This is a genomic window from Microbacterium sp. KHB019 (assembly GCF_037285405.1).
Lineage (GTDB): Bacteria > Actinomycetota > Actinomycetes > Actinomycetales > Microbacteriaceae > Microbacterium.
The window spans coordinates 255,372-267,796 of record NZ_JBBDHF010000001.1 but is presented as its reverse complement, the minus strand read 5'-3'; the positions used below and the strand labels follow the sequence as shown (position 1 = coordinate 267,796).

Here is a 12,425-nt window from a genome sequence, read left to right as displayed (position 1 = left end):
TCAGACCTCGAGGAGCTCGGTCTCTTTGCGCTTGAGGGCGTCGTCGATCAGGTCGACGTGCTGGCGAGTCAGCCCATCGAGCTCCTTCTCACCACGTGCGATCTCATCCTCACCGACCTCGTCCTTGAGCGCGTCGAGCTCGTCCTTGGCCTTGCGCCGGACACCGCGGACGCGAACCTTCGCGTCCTCGCCCTTGCTGCGCACGAGCTTGACGTACTCCTTGCGGCGCTCCTCGGTGAGCTCCGGCATCGTGACCCGCACGATGTTGCCGTCATTGGTCGGGTTCGCGCCGAGGTTCGGCATGTCGCGGATGGCCTGCTCGATGGCCTTGAGCGCGGACTTGTCGTACGGCGTGATGATGAGCGATCGCGCCTCGGGGTTGGCCAGCGATGCGAGCTGCGCCAGGGGCGTCGGCGAACCGTAGTAGTCGACCATCACCTTCTGGAACATCTGCGGGTTCGCGCGGCCGGTGCGCACGGTGGCGAAATCCTCCTTCGCGGCCTCGACGGCGCGAGTCATGCGGGAGGTGGTTTCAGCGAGGACGTCCGCGATCACGGTGGCTCCTATCATCAGGGGGTTCGTGCAATTCTATCCGGGCGTGGGCTCCACACCCTGGCAAGGTGCGTCACGCCGTGACGAGGGTGCCGATCGGCTCGCCGAGCAGAGCACGGGTGACGTTGCCGGCCGGCTCCATGCCGAACACCCGCATGTCCATACCGTTGTCCATGCAGAGGCTGAAGGCGGTGGAGTCGACGACCTTGAGGCCGCGCTGCAGGGCATCACGGTAGGTCACCGTGTCGATCCGGGTCGCGGTGGCGTCCTTGTTGGGATCGGCGGTGTAGATGGCGTCGACGCCGTTCTTGGCGACGAGCACCTCGTGCGCGCCGATCTCCAGGGCGCGCTGAGCTGCGACGGTGTCCGTGGAGAAGTACGGAAGCCCGGCACCGGCGCCGAAGATCACGACGCGGCCCTTCTCCATGTGGCGCTCGGCGCGCAGCGGGATGTACGGCTCGGCGACCTGGGTCATCGAGATGGCGGACTGCACTCGAGTGGGCGCGCCGGCCTGCTCCAGGAAGTCCTGCAGAGCGAGGGCGTTCATGACGGTGCCCAGCATGCCCATGTAGTCCGCACGGCCGCGGTCCATGCCGCGCTGGCTGAGTTCGGCGCCGCGGAAGAAGTTTCCTCCGCCGACGACGATCGCGACCTCGACCTGGTCGACCGCAGCGGCGATGTCCCGAGCGATCTGGCCGACGACATCGGGATTCACTCCGAGCTGTCCGCCGCCGAATGCCTCCCCGGAGAGCTTGAGAAGGACGCGACGGCGTCCGGTGCGTTCAGTCATGGGTGAGTGTCCTCTCGTCCCGATTCAAGATAGTGCCTTCTGGGCATGAAGAAGGGGTTCGGACCCTGGCGGATCCGAACCCCTTCGCAACTGCTACGCGCCGACCTTGAAGCGCGCGAAGTCCGTCACGGTGATACCGGCGTCCTTCGCCACCTGGGCGACAGAGAGCTTGTTGTCCTTGGCGTAGTCCTGCTCGAGCAGGGCGACCTGCTTGATGAACGCTGAGACGCGGCCTTCGACGATCTTCGGCAGAGCAGCCTCGGGCTTGCCCTCGCCGCGGGAGATCTCGGTGACGATCTCGCGCTCCTTCTCGACGGCCTCAGCCGGAACGTCCTCGCGGCTGAGGTACGACGGGTTGGCGAACGAGATGTGCTGCGCGATGCTGCGAGCGGTCGCTGCATCATCACCCGTGTAGGCGACGACGACACCGATCTGCGGGGGCAGGTCCTTGCTGGTGCGGTGCATGTACACCTCGACAGCGTCACCCGTGAGGGTGCGAACCTGACGCAGCTCGATCTTCTCGCCGATGATGGCCGCCTCGTCGGAGATCAGCTCGCCGACGGTCTGGCTGCCGGCGGAAGCCGCGAGGGCGTCCTCGACCGTGTTCGCCTTCGCAGCAGCGACGGCGTCGACGACCTTGTCGGCGAGCGCGATGAAGCGCTCGTTCTTCGCGACGAAGTCGGTCTCGCAGGCGAGCTCGATGAGCGTCACAGCGCCATCCTGCTCGCGCGAGACGACCAGGCCCTCGCTGGTGGAGCGGTCAGCGCGCTTGGCGTTGCCCTTGGCACCCTTCAGACGAAGGATCTCAACCGCCTTCTCGCGGTCTCCCTCAGCCTCTTCGAGTGCCTTCTTCGTGTCGACCATTCCGGTGCCGAGCTGCTCACGCAGCGCCTTGATGTCGGCGATGGTGAAGTTGGCCATGTGTAGTGGCTCCTTGCCTCGTTTAGGTGTGTGTACGCGGAATTACTTGGCGTCGGCGTCGGCCGCAGCCTCAGCAGCGGGCGCCTCGTCAGCAGCGGCGTCGGCTGCGGGAGCCTCTTCGGCAGCCGGCTCAGCAGCAGGAGCCTCGTCAGCAGCGACCTCGGCGGCCGGAGCGTCCTCGGCGGGAGCCTCGAGAAGCTCCTTCTCCCACTCGGCGAGCGGCTCAGCGTCACCGGACTCCGGGTTGTGCTTCTGCTGCAGTCCCTCTGCCGCGGCGTCCGCGATGATGCGGGTGAGCAGCGAGACGGAGCGGATCGCGTCGTCGTTGCCGGGGATCGGGTACTGGAAGTCGTCCGGGTCGGCGTTGGTGTCGAGGATGCCGATCACCGGGATGCCGAGCTTCTTGGCCTCGTCGATGGCGAGGTGCTCGCGCTTGGCGTCGACGACCCACAGAGCGGACGGCGTCTTGGTGAGGTTGCGGATGCCGCCCAGCGACTTGTGCAGCTTGTCGAGCTCGCGCTTCTTGAGCAGCAGCTCCTTCTTGGTGAAGCCGGAGGCAGCCGGGTTCTCGTAGTCGAGCTCCTCGAGCTCCTTCATACGGGAAAGACGCTTCGCGATGGTCTGGAAGTTGGTGAGGAGGCCGCCGAGCCAGCGCTGGTTCACGTAGGGCTGGCCGACGCGGGTCGCCTGCTCCGCGAGGATCTCCTGCGCCTGCTTCTTGGTGCCGACGAAGAGGATCGTGCCGCCGCGGGCGACGGTCTCCTTGACGAAGTCGTAGGCCGAGTCGATGTAGCCCAGCGACTGCTGGAGGTCGATGATGTGGATGCCGCTGCGCTCGGTGAGGATGAAGCGCTTGACCTTCGGGTTCCACCGACGGGTCTGGTGTCCGAAGTGCACGCCGCTGTCGAGCAGCTGGCGGATGGTGACCACAGCCATGGTCGTCTCCTGTTTCTGGCGCTGTCGCGCCCTTGAGGTTGTTTCGCCGATCGGATGACCGGCAGTCCTGGTGCCCGGCTCACCCCCACCCGCTCTTGCGAGCAGGACCTGTGGGAGTGGATGCCGCGACGTCCGTCAGTGCTGACGTCGATCGCTTTGGGCACGCGTAGTCACCCCGAGAATCGAGGTGCGACCTCAAGTGTACAGGATCTGGCCCCCTCCACTGCGTCTGCACCGACGCGGGATCGGCCTGGTCATCCACCATTCGCGCGATGCGCGAGATCACGCCGGCGCTGAAGAGCAGAGCATGGTCGGATGCCGTCCACGAACCGGATCATGTGCAGAGCGTCCGCTGTCGCCTGCATCGGCGTGCTGGCTGCACTTCTCGTGATTCGGTCGGCTGCGGCGGCTCCTCCGTCGCCGGATCCGGCATGGCAATGGCCGGTGGCGGGTGCACGGGAGGTCATGGAGCCGTTCCGCGCGCCGGAGCACGAGTACGGCGCAGGGCACCGCGGTGTCGACATCGCAGCGGATCCGGGCGCCGCCGTGATCGCTCCTGCCGACGGCGTCGTCGCGTTCCGCGGGGTGGTGGTGGACCGGCCGCTGCTGACGATCGATCACGGCGGCGGATACGTGACGACGTTCGAGCCGCTCGAGTCCGATCTGAGCCCCGGTGCGCCGGTGCACGCGGGCGATGAGATCGGGACGGTCGCCGCCGGCGGCCACGCCGCCGCGGGCACATTGCACGTCGGACTGCGCCTCAACGGCATCTACATCAACCCGATGCTGATGTTCGGCGGCATCCCCCGGGCCGTCCTGCTGCCGTGCTGCGAGTCCGTCTCGCGCTGACTTCAGGCTCGCGGATGCGCCAGTCGGTAGGTCGCGGTGAGCCGCTCCGCCGAGACGTGAGTGTAGATCTGGGTCGTCCCGAGACTCGCGTGGCCGAGGATCTCCTGCACTGCGCGCAGATCGGCGCCGCCGTCCAGCAGGTGCGTCGCGGCCGAATGGCGGAGCGCGTGGGGGCCGACCGCATCTGCTCCGATGATCGGGCCGAGCGCCGCTGCGACCAGCGTGTAGATCGCACGAGGACCGATGCGCCCTCCCCTGGCCCCGAGGAAGACCGCAGGGGAGCCCGAAGCCGCGCGGGCAGCCAGTGCAGGGCGGCCACGAGTGATGTACGCGGCGATCGCGTCGTGTGCGGGGCGCCCGAAGGGCACGACGCGCTCCTTCGATCCCTTGCCGAGCACTCGGGCGGTCGCCCGCTCCTGATCGAGGTCGTCGATGTCGAGGCCGCAGAGTTCCGAGACGCGCATGCCGGAGCCGTACAGCAGCTCGAGGATCGCATGATCGCGCAGATCCTCCGGGTCGCCCTGCGCCGCGAGGTGTGCGCGCGCGTCGAGCAGATCGCGCATGCCCTCCTTGGATGCCACTGCGGGAAGCGTGCGTCCGCGCTTGGGGGCGATCAGCCGGAGCGCGGGGTCCGCACTGATGAGTTCTTCGTCCTTCGCCCATGCGAAGAAGGACCGGGCAGCGGCCGCGCGGCGTGCAAGGGTCGATCGGGCGTCGCCGCGCTGCGTCGCGCGCCACAGCCACTCGCGCAGCATCTCGAGGTCGACCTCGCTCAGCGCCGCGTCGCCGGCGGATGCAGCCAGGTCACGCAGGTCGGATCTGTATGCCCGCACGGTCGCTGGAGACAGGCGACGCACCTGCTCCAGATGCGTGGCGAACGCCTCAGTCGCGAGCCCGAGTTCCATGCATCCAGAATGTCCCGTTTCGCGCGCCCATCCCGGATGCCTCGCCATGACCGGTCAGTCTGCTCATCGACTCCCCGCCCGCAGCGCCGGTTCGACCAGAGACCGGGAGTCGCGCGATCGCGCTCAGCGCCCACCGTTCCGCGACTTCGCTGACATTCTCGCCCATCCAGTCGGGAGCTGTTCCACCTTTCCTTCCAGCCCCAGGATTCCGAGCACCGACCTGGCCCGTTCGACCGACACACCGGCGAGAGCGGCGAGTTCCGTCGGGGTCCGCGGGGTGCGCGCGCTCATGACGTCCAACAGACGGGTGTGGTCCGAATCAGGTCTCGCCTCGAAGACCTCCTGCGCGACTTCAGCGCCCATCAGCTCACGGACCTCTGCGGCGTTCGTCACGCACTGAGCGTCGTACTCGCGCATCAGTCGATGGCATCCAGCGGATGCCGCGGAGGTCACGGGCCCCGGCACCGCGCCGAGCGGACGTGCGAGCGTCGACGCGTGCCCAGCGGTGTTGAGCGAGCCGCTGCGCCAGCCCGCTTCGACCACGACCGTGGCCGCGCCGAGGGCCGCTATCAATCTGTTGCGCCCGAGGAAGCGGAACTTTGTCGGCGCAGCGCCGCACGGCAGTTCGCTCACCAAGGCGCCCGAGGCCATCACGCGATCGAACAGCTGCTGGTGACCGACCGGGTACGCGCGATCGACGCCACCGGCGAGGAAGGCGACGGTGGTACCGCCGGCTCCGAGCGCGGCCCTGTGCGCGGCGCCGTCGATCCCGTACGCTCCGCCCGAGACGATGACGGCTCCTGTCGCTGCGAGATCACCGGCGAGTTCGGCCGCGATCGACTCGCCGTACGCCGTCGCGGCTCGCGCGCCGACGATCGAGACTCGGTGGGGTGCCACCAGGTGCGACGGGTCTCCTCTGACCCACAGCAGAGTCGGCGCGTGGCTGCCCAGGTCGTCGAGCGCCGTCGGCCAGTCCGGGTCACCGGGAAGCAGGAGCCGTGCATCGACCTCTGCCGCCCCGCGCAGTGCGTCGCGGACGGCGCGCGGCTGCGCTCTCGGCACCCACCGTCTCCTCCCTTCCTGGATGGCCTTCTCTGCGAGACCGAACGTCTCCCCCGCCAGGGCGAACTTCAGCGCCTCGAGCGCGCCGAGTTCGGCGACCAGCGCGCCGGCGACGCCGTCGCCCGGTTCGATCAGCACGCTCCACCCGACACGAGCGAGCGTCTCCGATGGATCATCGTCCGGACGTGCGGCCTCAGCGGCTCTGCGGATCTCGCGGTCGTTCAGCAGTGCATCGATCATGCGATCAGCCCTCTCTTCAGGAACAGCGCGCGACCGAGTTCATCGGCGCCGGGCGCGTCGACGTCCGCCAGGTCGGCCATCGTCCACGCCAGGCGCAGCACGCGGTCGTAGCCGCGCAGTGTGAGCTGTCCGCGTTCGAGCGCTCGATCGAGCGGTGCTCGCACGCCCGGCGGCAGCCGCCGGTCCCCCTGTCGCAGCCAGGCACCGGCGACCTCCGCGTTGAGCGACCATGGAGTCTCGGCCAAACGGTGCGCAGCACGCGCTCGAGCGGTCGCGACCTGAGCCGCGGCTGCCTCGCTCGCGATGCCGACGCGTTCCCCCGACGTCGCGCGCGACGCCGCGACCCTGGCGACCTGGAGGTCGATGTCTATGCGGTCGCGCAGCGGTCCGGAGAGGCGAGACGCGTACCTCCGGATGGCGATGGGCGGACAGATGCATTCGGCCCCACGGACGCCGTAGTTGCCGCACGGGCACGGGTTGGTCGCGAGGACGAGCTGGAATCGTGCGGGGAATCGCACGTGGAAGCCCGCTCTGTCGATCTCGATGGACCCGGATTCGAGGGGTTGGCGGAGTGCGTCCAGCGCGACTCGTGTGAACTCCGCCGCCTCGTCCAGGAACAGGATGCCGCGGTGTGCGCGTACGATCGCACCCGGCCGCGCCGCTCGAGAACCCCCGCCGACCAATGCGGCCACCGAGGCGCTGTGATGCGGAGCCTCCAGCGGTGGGACATCGTCGAGGATGTTCACTGCCGCACCCGACAGCGACCGCACGGCGGCGACCTCGAGGGCCTCTTCTTCCGACAGCGGCGGCAGAATCCCCGGCAACCGCCGAGCGAGCATCGTCTTGCCTGCACCGGGCGGACCGCTCATGAGCATGTGGTGGCCGCCGGCAGCGGCCGCGATCAGAGCCTGCACCGCCTCCTCCTGACCGACGACATCCGCGAGGTCGAGCGGTTCTGCAGCGGCAGGCGCCTGCGCCTCGCCTGCGACCGGCTCGACTTCGGCGACGGAGATGTCGGCGCCGTGCCACATCGCCACCTCGGCGAGCGTGGTGGCTGCGCGCACCTGCATCCCCGGCACGAGTCGCGCCTCTGCCTCATTGGCGAACGGCACGATCACGCGATCGAATCCGGCTCGGGCCGCGGCGAACACGGCGGGGAGCACGCCGGGCACGGGTCGCACCCGCCCGTCGAGCCCGAGTTCGCCGATGTGAACGGTGCGGGCGATGGAGGCGGCATCCAGCACTCCCCCTGTGGCGACCGCCGAGATGGCGATCCCCAGGTCGAAACCACTGCCGTGCTTCGGCAGGCTCGCCGGTGACAGGTTCACGGTGAGACGACGTCGGGTCAGCGCGAGCTCCGCGTTCGTCACGGCGTTGTGCACGCGCTGCGCCGCCTCACCGAGAGCCTTGTCAGGAAGGCCGACGATCTTGAAGCCGGGTGTCTGATTCGACACGTCCGCCTCGATCTCGACCAGGTGACCGTCGACGCCGGTCAGGGCGACGGCCCAGGTGCGCGCGGTCTTCATCGCAGGTCCACCAGGTGCTCGAGCTGCCCCAGGGCCGGATCGACGCCGATTATGCCGATCACCTCGAGGCGCAGCATCCGGTTCGATGCCAGCTCCGTGTGCGCCCTGCACCACGCGTACGCGAGCCGCCACAGGCGTTCTCGCTTGCGATCGTCCACCGCTTCGAACGGGTGCCCGAACGCCACGGAGCGTCTCGTCTTCACCTCGACGATGCAGATCGTGCCGTCACGCTCGGCGACGATGTCGATCTCGCCCTGCGTGCACCGCCAGTTGCGGTCCAGAATCCGATACCCGCGCGTGCTCAGGTGCTTCGCGGCGCGGTCTTCGCCGGCTCGTCCGAGTTCATCCTTCGCTGCCATGACGACAGCTTGCGCTCAGCGGAAGACGCCCAGACCCCGCAGACCCACGGCCTGTGCACAACATTCGGACTCAGCCCGAATGTGCGCAGAAGTCACTTGCCGTCGAGCGACAGCTCCTCCGGCAGCTCGAACTCACGGCGCTGGAGCTCTTCGACGTTGACATCCTTGAACGTCAGCACCCGCACGGCCTTGACGAATCGATCGGCCCGGTAGATGTCCCAGACCCACACGTCGGCCATCGAGATCTCGAAGTAGAAGTCGTGCTCGGTGTCGCGGCGGACGACGTTCACCTCATTGGCGAGGTAGAACCGGCGTTCCGTCTCGACGACGTACTGGAACTGCCCGACGACATCGCGGTACTCGCGGAACAGCGCGAGCTCGAGTTCGCGGTCGTAGTCGTCGAATGCCTCTTCATCCATGATGAGTCCATCCTAGGACGAGACACGCGACCGAGAGTTCAGAAGAGAGTCGGGGCGTCCGCGATCGCCCAGGACGCGCGGTGGAACGGCGACAGCCCGGTCTCACGGATCGCCGCGCGGTGCTCCAGGCTCGCGTATCCCTTGTTCCGGTCCCACTGGTACGCCGGGTGATCGCCGTGGAGTGCGCCCATGTACGTGTCCCGCTCGACCTTCGCGATCACGGATGCCGCCGAGACAGAAGCGCAGTCGCGGTCGCCCTTGATGACCGAGCGCACGTGCAGTGGGGCGGCGTGCACGCGCGAGACGTAGTCGTGATTGCCGTCGAGGATCACGAGAGCCCCGTCGAGCGTCGCGCCCTGCGCCACGACCGCGTCGATCGCACGGGATGCCGCGAGCCCCAGCGCCCGCATGATGCCGACCTCGTCGATCTCCGTCGCGCTCGCCCAGCCGACGGCTGATGCCTGCACCCACGCGGCTGCGCGGGCGGCCACGTCAGGCCGACGCTTCTCGGTCACGAGCTTCGAATCGCGCAGACCTTCCGGAACGCGTCGGCGTGCTCCGGCGGCATCCATCACGGCTGCGCCGACGGCCACCGGGCCGGCGAGGGCTCCGCGTCCCACCTCGTCGAGCGAGATGATCAGGTCGTACTCGGCGAGGAGCTTGCGCTCCAGGGTGAGTTTGGGGGCGATGACGGTCATTCCGGATCCGGGATGCCGTTGAAGATCTTGTGATGCCCGTCGATCGTGCCGATCCGAGCGAGTGGCCACGTGGTCAGGAACGCTTTGCCCACCACGTTGTCGAGCGGTACGAAACCTCCGCTCGGGAGATCCTGATGCGCACGGGCGTCCTGCGAGCGGTCGCGGTTGTCGCCGAGCACCCAGATCGACTCATCCGGAACCGTGACGTCGAATGGCTCATTGGACGCCTCGGTGTCGCCCTCTGGAAGGTTCAGGTACGACAGCTCGTCGATGGGCGCGCCGTTGATCGTGATCTGTCCGAGCGAGTTGCAGCAGACGACGTGGTCACCGGGGAGGCCGATGAGCCTCTTCACGAGGTGGTCCTCGCTGTCGGACGAGGACAGGCCGATGAGGGTGAGCAGACTGTCGACCCACTCGAGCACCACGGGACCCCGCGGCGCCTGAGGCTTGATCGGAAGCCAGCCTCCCGGATCCGCGAAGACGACGACGTCGCCGCGCTCGTAGCCCGTCCAGCGGGGCGTCAGCTCATCCACGAGGATGCGGTCGTTCACCAGCAGTGTCTTCTCCATCGACGCCGACGGGATGTAGAACGAGCGGACCACGAAGCTCTTGACCAGGAAGGAGACGAGCGCCGCGATCACGATGATCACGAGGACGTCGCGAAGGAAGACCCAGAATCCTCGCCGCGGCTTGTGCGGGGTGTCCGAGGCGGATTCAGTCGTCATCGCATTCCTTCACAGGGTGTTCGCACCGCACGCCGACGGCACCATCAAGGTTCGCACACTCCGGATGAAACAAAGCACCCCGGGACGCTGTGTCCCGGGGTGCTTTGAGGAAAACGCGATCAGTTGTCGCGCTTCTCCTTGATCTTCGCCTTCTTGCCGCGCAGGTTGCGGAGGTAGTAGAGCTTCGCGCGACGCACGTCACCGCGAGTGACGACCTCGATGTGGTCGATCACCGGGGAGTGCACCGGGAAGGTACGCTCGACGCCCACCTGGAAGCTGATCTTGCGGACCGTGAAGGTCTCGCGCACGCCGTCGCCCTGGCGACCGAGCACGACGCCCTGGAAGACCTGGATACGGGAGCGGCTGCCCTCAGTGATGTTGACGTGCACCTTGACGGTGTCGCCGGGACGGAAGTCGGGAATGTCGGAACGGAGCGAAGCCGCGTCGACGGCGTCCAGGATCTGCATGATCGTCTCTCTCTGCACTCGCCACAGGTCGGATGCATGGGATTAAAGGAATACGTAGGTATGTGTGCTGAACGGCGCATGAAGCGCACGCGGACTCCCCTGAGGCAGAGTCGGTCACGGCACAAAGAACTATTCTGCCACGGATGCAGCATCCGGCCAAAACGCGTGAGCGGACGAAGCCTCAGCGCTCGGAGGCCGGCTTCTCCCGGATGATGAATACATCGCCGTCCACCGGCGCAGCGCGGGGAGCGCTCGTGGTGGCGTCCGGCGTCACAGCGGACGGGAAGCGGACGCCGCCCGCTGTCGTCGCCTCGCCCCACAACTGCCGCAGCATCAGCCAGACGAGCGCCAGAGCGACGACGATCGCACCGGTCAGCAGCAGCGGGAACCAGGTCTGCGGGTAGCATCCGACCGCGATCGTGAGCAGGTGCCAGACGCCGAAGCCGAGGACGTCCCACCACGACGCCGCGCGCGTCTCGCGGGCCGACGGCCGCGCACGCTGCAGCAGCGTGAGGACGAGCTGCCCGATGAACACCGAGGGGATGGCTATGAAGAGCACCCACAGGAACGCCCAGCCGCCGGCGTTGAAGATGCCCCAGCCGACCAGGAGCCACAGCGGCAGCACGACGACGGCCGGGAACATCCAGCGATAGAAGGCTCGTCGCAACCACATGCCTCGATCGTATGCGTGGGACCACGGCAGAGGTCGCGTGTTCGCTGTGAGCGGTGCACCGCGATCATCGGCGAGAATGGAAGCGACGAGAGGAACACCATGATCGAACTGCGCACCCCGGCCGAGATCGAAGAGATGAAAGCCGCGGGACGTTTCGTCGCCGAGACCCTGGCGACGCTGCGCGACGAGACGAAGGTCGGCACCAACCTGCTCACGATCGACCGCAAGGCGCACGATCTGATCCGCAGGGCCGGGGCCGAGTCCTGCTACATCGACTACGCCCCCTCGTTCGGCAACGGCCCGTTCGGCAAAGTCATCTGCACGTCGATCAACGATGCCGTGCTGCACGGGCTCCCCCACGACTACACGCTGCGCGACGGCGACCTCGTCTCACTGGACTTCGCCGTTGCGGTCGACGGCTGGGTCGCCGACTCCGCCGTCTCGTTCGTCGTCGGCTCCCCCCGCGATGAGGATCTGCGCCTCATCGACACGACCGAGCGCGCCCTGGATGCCGCGATCGCGGCCGCCACGGTCGGCAACCGCATCGGCGACATCTCCGCCGCGATCGCCGCGATCGCGCACGGCGAGGGCTACGAGATCAACACCGACTTCGGCGGTCACGGGGTCGGTCGCACCATGCACGGCGACCCGCACGTCGCGAACGACGGCCGCCCCGGTCGGGGCTTCCCGCTGCGTGCCGGCCTCGTGCTCGCGCTCGAGCCGTGGTTCCTCGCGACGACCGACGAGCTGCGCACCGATGAAGACGGCTGGACGCTCCGCAGCGCCGACGGCTCGCGCGGCGCGCACTCCGAGCACACGGTCGCGATCACCGAGGAGGGGCCCATCGTCCTGACGGACCGCAGCTTCCTCGGCGTCAAGTAGCGGCGCGCTCCCACGACGCCGGCGGGCCGGCGATGACGTGGAACAGCGGGTGCGCATCGGGCGTTGCGACACCCTGCCAGCGGGCGAGCACGTCGGGGCTGCGGACGCCGAGCTTCGTCCTCAGGTGGTTCCATTCCAGGACGAGCTGTCCTTCCGTGACGTCGATCCGCTGCACGCGCGCCTCCCCCACGCGGATACGGCTGCGGTCGAAGCGGTAGGCGCGGGCGTCAGCCTCGAGGGCGAGACCCTCGAGGTACGCACCGACCGAGGCCACCGGGTCCTGCTGCGCCTGGAAGCGCTCGATCTGCGGATGCCGCGTGTATCCCCTGGTCTCGCCGCAGAGGACCTTCTGCGCGAGCAGCGTCTCACGCCAGCACGCGATGAGCGCCTGGCGGTCGAGGTGGCGCGGATGCACCGACCA

General features: G+C 68.0%; 16 protein-coding genes. 2 read left to right on the top strand and 14 right to left on the bottom strand.

Annotation, left to right across the window (positions count from 1 at the left end; translation table 11 throughout):
• The 4 genes from frr to rpsB all read right to left on the bottom strand — a co-directional run bounded on the left by frr (position 1) and on the right by rpsB (position 3,199).
• Positions 1–555, bottom strand: a complete 555-nt coding sequence (gene frr / locus KHB019_RS01350; RefSeq protein WP_230102846.1) for a ribosome recycling factor — start codon at positions 553–555, stop codon at positions 1–3.
• 70 nt (positions 556–625) lie between these two features.
• Entirely contained in the window at positions 626–1,342 is a 717-nt protein-coding gene (gene pyrH, locus KHB019_RS01345; protein ID WP_230102847.1) for a UMP kinase, read from the bottom strand.
• Between the two features lie 93 nt (positions 1,343–1,435).
• Entirely contained in the window at positions 1,436–2,263 is an 828-nt protein-coding gene (gene tsf / locus KHB019_RS01340; protein WP_230102848.1) for a translation elongation factor Ts, read from the bottom strand.
• 42 nt (positions 2,264–2,305) lie between these two features.
• Positions 2,306–3,199, bottom strand: a complete 894-nt coding sequence (gene rpsB / locus KHB019_RS01335) for a 30S ribosomal protein S2 (protein ID WP_337457937.1) — start codon at positions 3,197–3,199, stop codon at positions 2,306–2,308.
• 315 nt (positions 3,200–3,514) lie between these two features.
• Here rpsB and KHB019_RS01330 point away from each other — a divergent pair, with 315 nt between their 5' ends.
• A complete protein-coding gene (locus KHB019_RS01330) occupies positions 3,515–4,048 on the top strand; it encodes a murein hydrolase activator EnvC family protein (protein ID WP_230102850.1) in 534 nt (177 codons plus the stop codon).
• A gap of 2 nt (positions 4,049–4,050) precedes the next feature.
• Here KHB019_RS01330 and KHB019_RS01325 read toward each other — a convergent pair whose 3' ends face one another.
• From KHB019_RS01325 to KHB019_RS01285, 9 genes are all read right to left on the bottom strand, one after another.
• Positions 4,051–4,953 carry a tyrosine recombinase gene (locus KHB019_RS01325; protein WP_230102851.1) on the bottom strand — a complete coding sequence of 301 codons (903 nt, stop codon included), beginning with the start codon at positions 4,951–4,953 and terminating at the stop codon, positions 4,051–4,053.
• A 123-nt stretch (positions 4,954–5,076) separates the two neighbouring features.
• Entirely contained in the window at positions 5,077–6,255 is a 1,179-nt protein-coding gene (gene dprA / locus KHB019_RS01320) for a DNA-processing protein DprA (RefSeq protein ID WP_325472123.1), read from the bottom strand.
• Positions 6,252–7,781: a YifB family Mg chelatase-like AAA ATPase gene (locus tag KHB019_RS01315; RefSeq protein WP_230102853.1), complete on the bottom strand. Its 1,530-nt coding sequence runs from the start codon at positions 7,779–7,781 to the stop codon at positions 6,252–6,254. Before KHB019_RS01315 ends, dprA begins: the two co-directional genes overlap by 4 nt.
• Positions 7,778–8,140: a YraN family protein gene (locus KHB019_RS01310; protein WP_230102854.1), complete on the bottom strand. Its 363-nt coding sequence runs from the start codon at positions 8,138–8,140 to the stop codon at positions 7,778–7,780. The genes KHB019_RS01315 and KHB019_RS01310 overlap by 4 nt, the downstream gene beginning before the upstream one ends.
• Positions 8,141–8,232: 92 nt before the next feature.
• On the bottom strand, positions 8,233–8,559 hold the full coding sequence (locus KHB019_RS01305; RefSeq protein ID WP_194419738.1) for a DUF2469 family protein: 327 nt from the start codon (positions 8,557–8,559) through the stop codon (positions 8,233–8,235).
• 38 nt (positions 8,560–8,597) lie between these two features.
• Positions 8,598–9,257 (bottom strand): ribonuclease HII, encoded by a 660-nt coding sequence (locus KHB019_RS01300; protein ID WP_230102855.1) that lies wholly within the window; start codon positions 9,255–9,257, stop codon positions 8,598–8,600.
• A complete protein-coding gene (gene lepB, locus KHB019_RS01295; protein ID WP_230102856.1) occupies positions 9,254–9,982 on the bottom strand; it encodes a signal peptidase I in 729 nt (242 codons plus the stop codon). Before lepB ends, KHB019_RS01300 begins: the two co-directional genes overlap by 4 nt.
• A 119-nt stretch (positions 9,983–10,101) precedes the next feature.
• Complete coding sequence (gene rplS / locus KHB019_RS01290; protein WP_230102857.1) at positions 10,102–10,449, bottom strand: 50S ribosomal protein L19; 348 nt, start codon at positions 10,447–10,449, stop codon at positions 10,102–10,104.
• 181 nt (positions 10,450–10,630) lie between these two features.
• Positions 10,631–11,122: an MFS transporter permease gene (locus KHB019_RS01285; RefSeq protein WP_230102858.1), complete on the bottom strand. Its 492-nt coding sequence runs from the start codon at positions 11,120–11,122 to the stop codon at positions 10,631–10,633.
• A gap of 99 nt (positions 11,123–11,221) precedes the next feature.
• On the opposite strand from KHB019_RS01285, the gene map reads away from it, so the two are divergent.
• Positions 11,222–12,004 (top strand): type I methionyl aminopeptidase, encoded by a 783-nt coding sequence (gene map / locus KHB019_RS01280; RefSeq protein ID WP_230102859.1) that lies wholly within the window; start codon positions 11,222–11,224, stop codon positions 12,002–12,004.
• Here the strand turns inward: map and KHB019_RS01275 are convergent.
• Positions 11,997–12,419 carry a pyrimidine dimer DNA glycosylase/endonuclease V gene (locus tag KHB019_RS01275; protein ID WP_443193179.1) on the bottom strand — a complete coding sequence of 141 codons (423 nt, stop codon included), beginning with the start codon at positions 12,417–12,419 and terminating at the stop codon, positions 11,997–11,999. The two genes, map and KHB019_RS01275, sit on opposite strands and share 8 nt — an antisense overlap.
• Positions 12,420–12,425: the final 6 nt, after the last annotated feature.

Bases quoted from the DNA above. Each gene is read 5' to 3' on its own strand.
- pyrH (WP_230102847.1), bottom strand. From the start codon at position 1,342: ATGACTGAACGCACCGGACGCCGTCGCGTCCTTCTCAAGCTCTCCGGG.
- tsf (WP_230102848.1), bottom strand. From the start codon at position 2,263: ATGGCCAACTTCACCATCGCCGACATCAAGGCGCTGCGTGAGCAGCTC.
- rpsB (WP_337457937.1), bottom strand. From the start codon at position 3,199: ATGGCTGTGGTCACCATCCGCCAGCTGCTCGACAGCGGCGTGCACTTC.
- KHB019_RS01330 (WP_230102850.1), top strand. From the start codon at position 3,515: ATGCCGTCCACGAACCGGATCATGTGCAGAGCGTCCGCTGTCGCCTGC.
- KHB019_RS01325 (WP_230102851.1), bottom strand. From the start codon at position 4,953: ATGGAACTCGGGCTCGCGACTGAGGCGTTCGCCACGCATCTGGAGCAG.
- dprA (WP_325472123.1), bottom strand. From the start codon at position 6,255: ATGATCGATGCACTGCTGAACGACCGCGAGATCCGCAGAGCCGCTGAG.
- KHB019_RS01315 (WP_230102853.1), bottom strand. From the start codon at position 7,781: ATGAAGACCGCGCGCACCTGGGCCGTCGCCCTGACCGGCGTCGACGGT.
- KHB019_RS01310 (WP_230102854.1), bottom strand. From the start codon at position 8,140: ATGGCAGCGAAGGATGAACTCGGACGAGCCGGCGAAGACCGCGCCGCG.
- KHB019_RS01305 (WP_194419738.1), bottom strand. From the start codon at position 8,559: ATGGATGAAGAGGCATTCGACGACTACGACCGCGAACTCGAGCTCGCG.
- KHB019_RS01300 (WP_230102855.1), bottom strand. From the start codon at position 9,257: ATGACCGTCATCGCCCCCAAACTCACCCTGGAGCGCAAGCTCCTCGCC.
- lepB (WP_230102856.1), bottom strand. From the start codon at position 9,982: ATGACGACTGAATCCGCCTCGGACACCCCGCACAAGCCGCGGCGAGGA.
- rplS (WP_230102857.1), bottom strand. From the start codon at position 10,449: ATGCAGATCCTGGACGCCGTCGACGCGGCTTCGCTCCGTTCCGACATT.
- KHB019_RS01285 (WP_230102858.1), bottom strand. From the start codon at position 11,122: ATGTGGTTGCGACGAGCCTTCTATCGCTGGATGTTCCCGGCCGTCGTC.
- map (WP_230102859.1), top strand. From the start codon at position 11,222: ATGATCGAACTGCGCACCCCGGCCGAGATCGAAGAGATGAAAGCCGCG.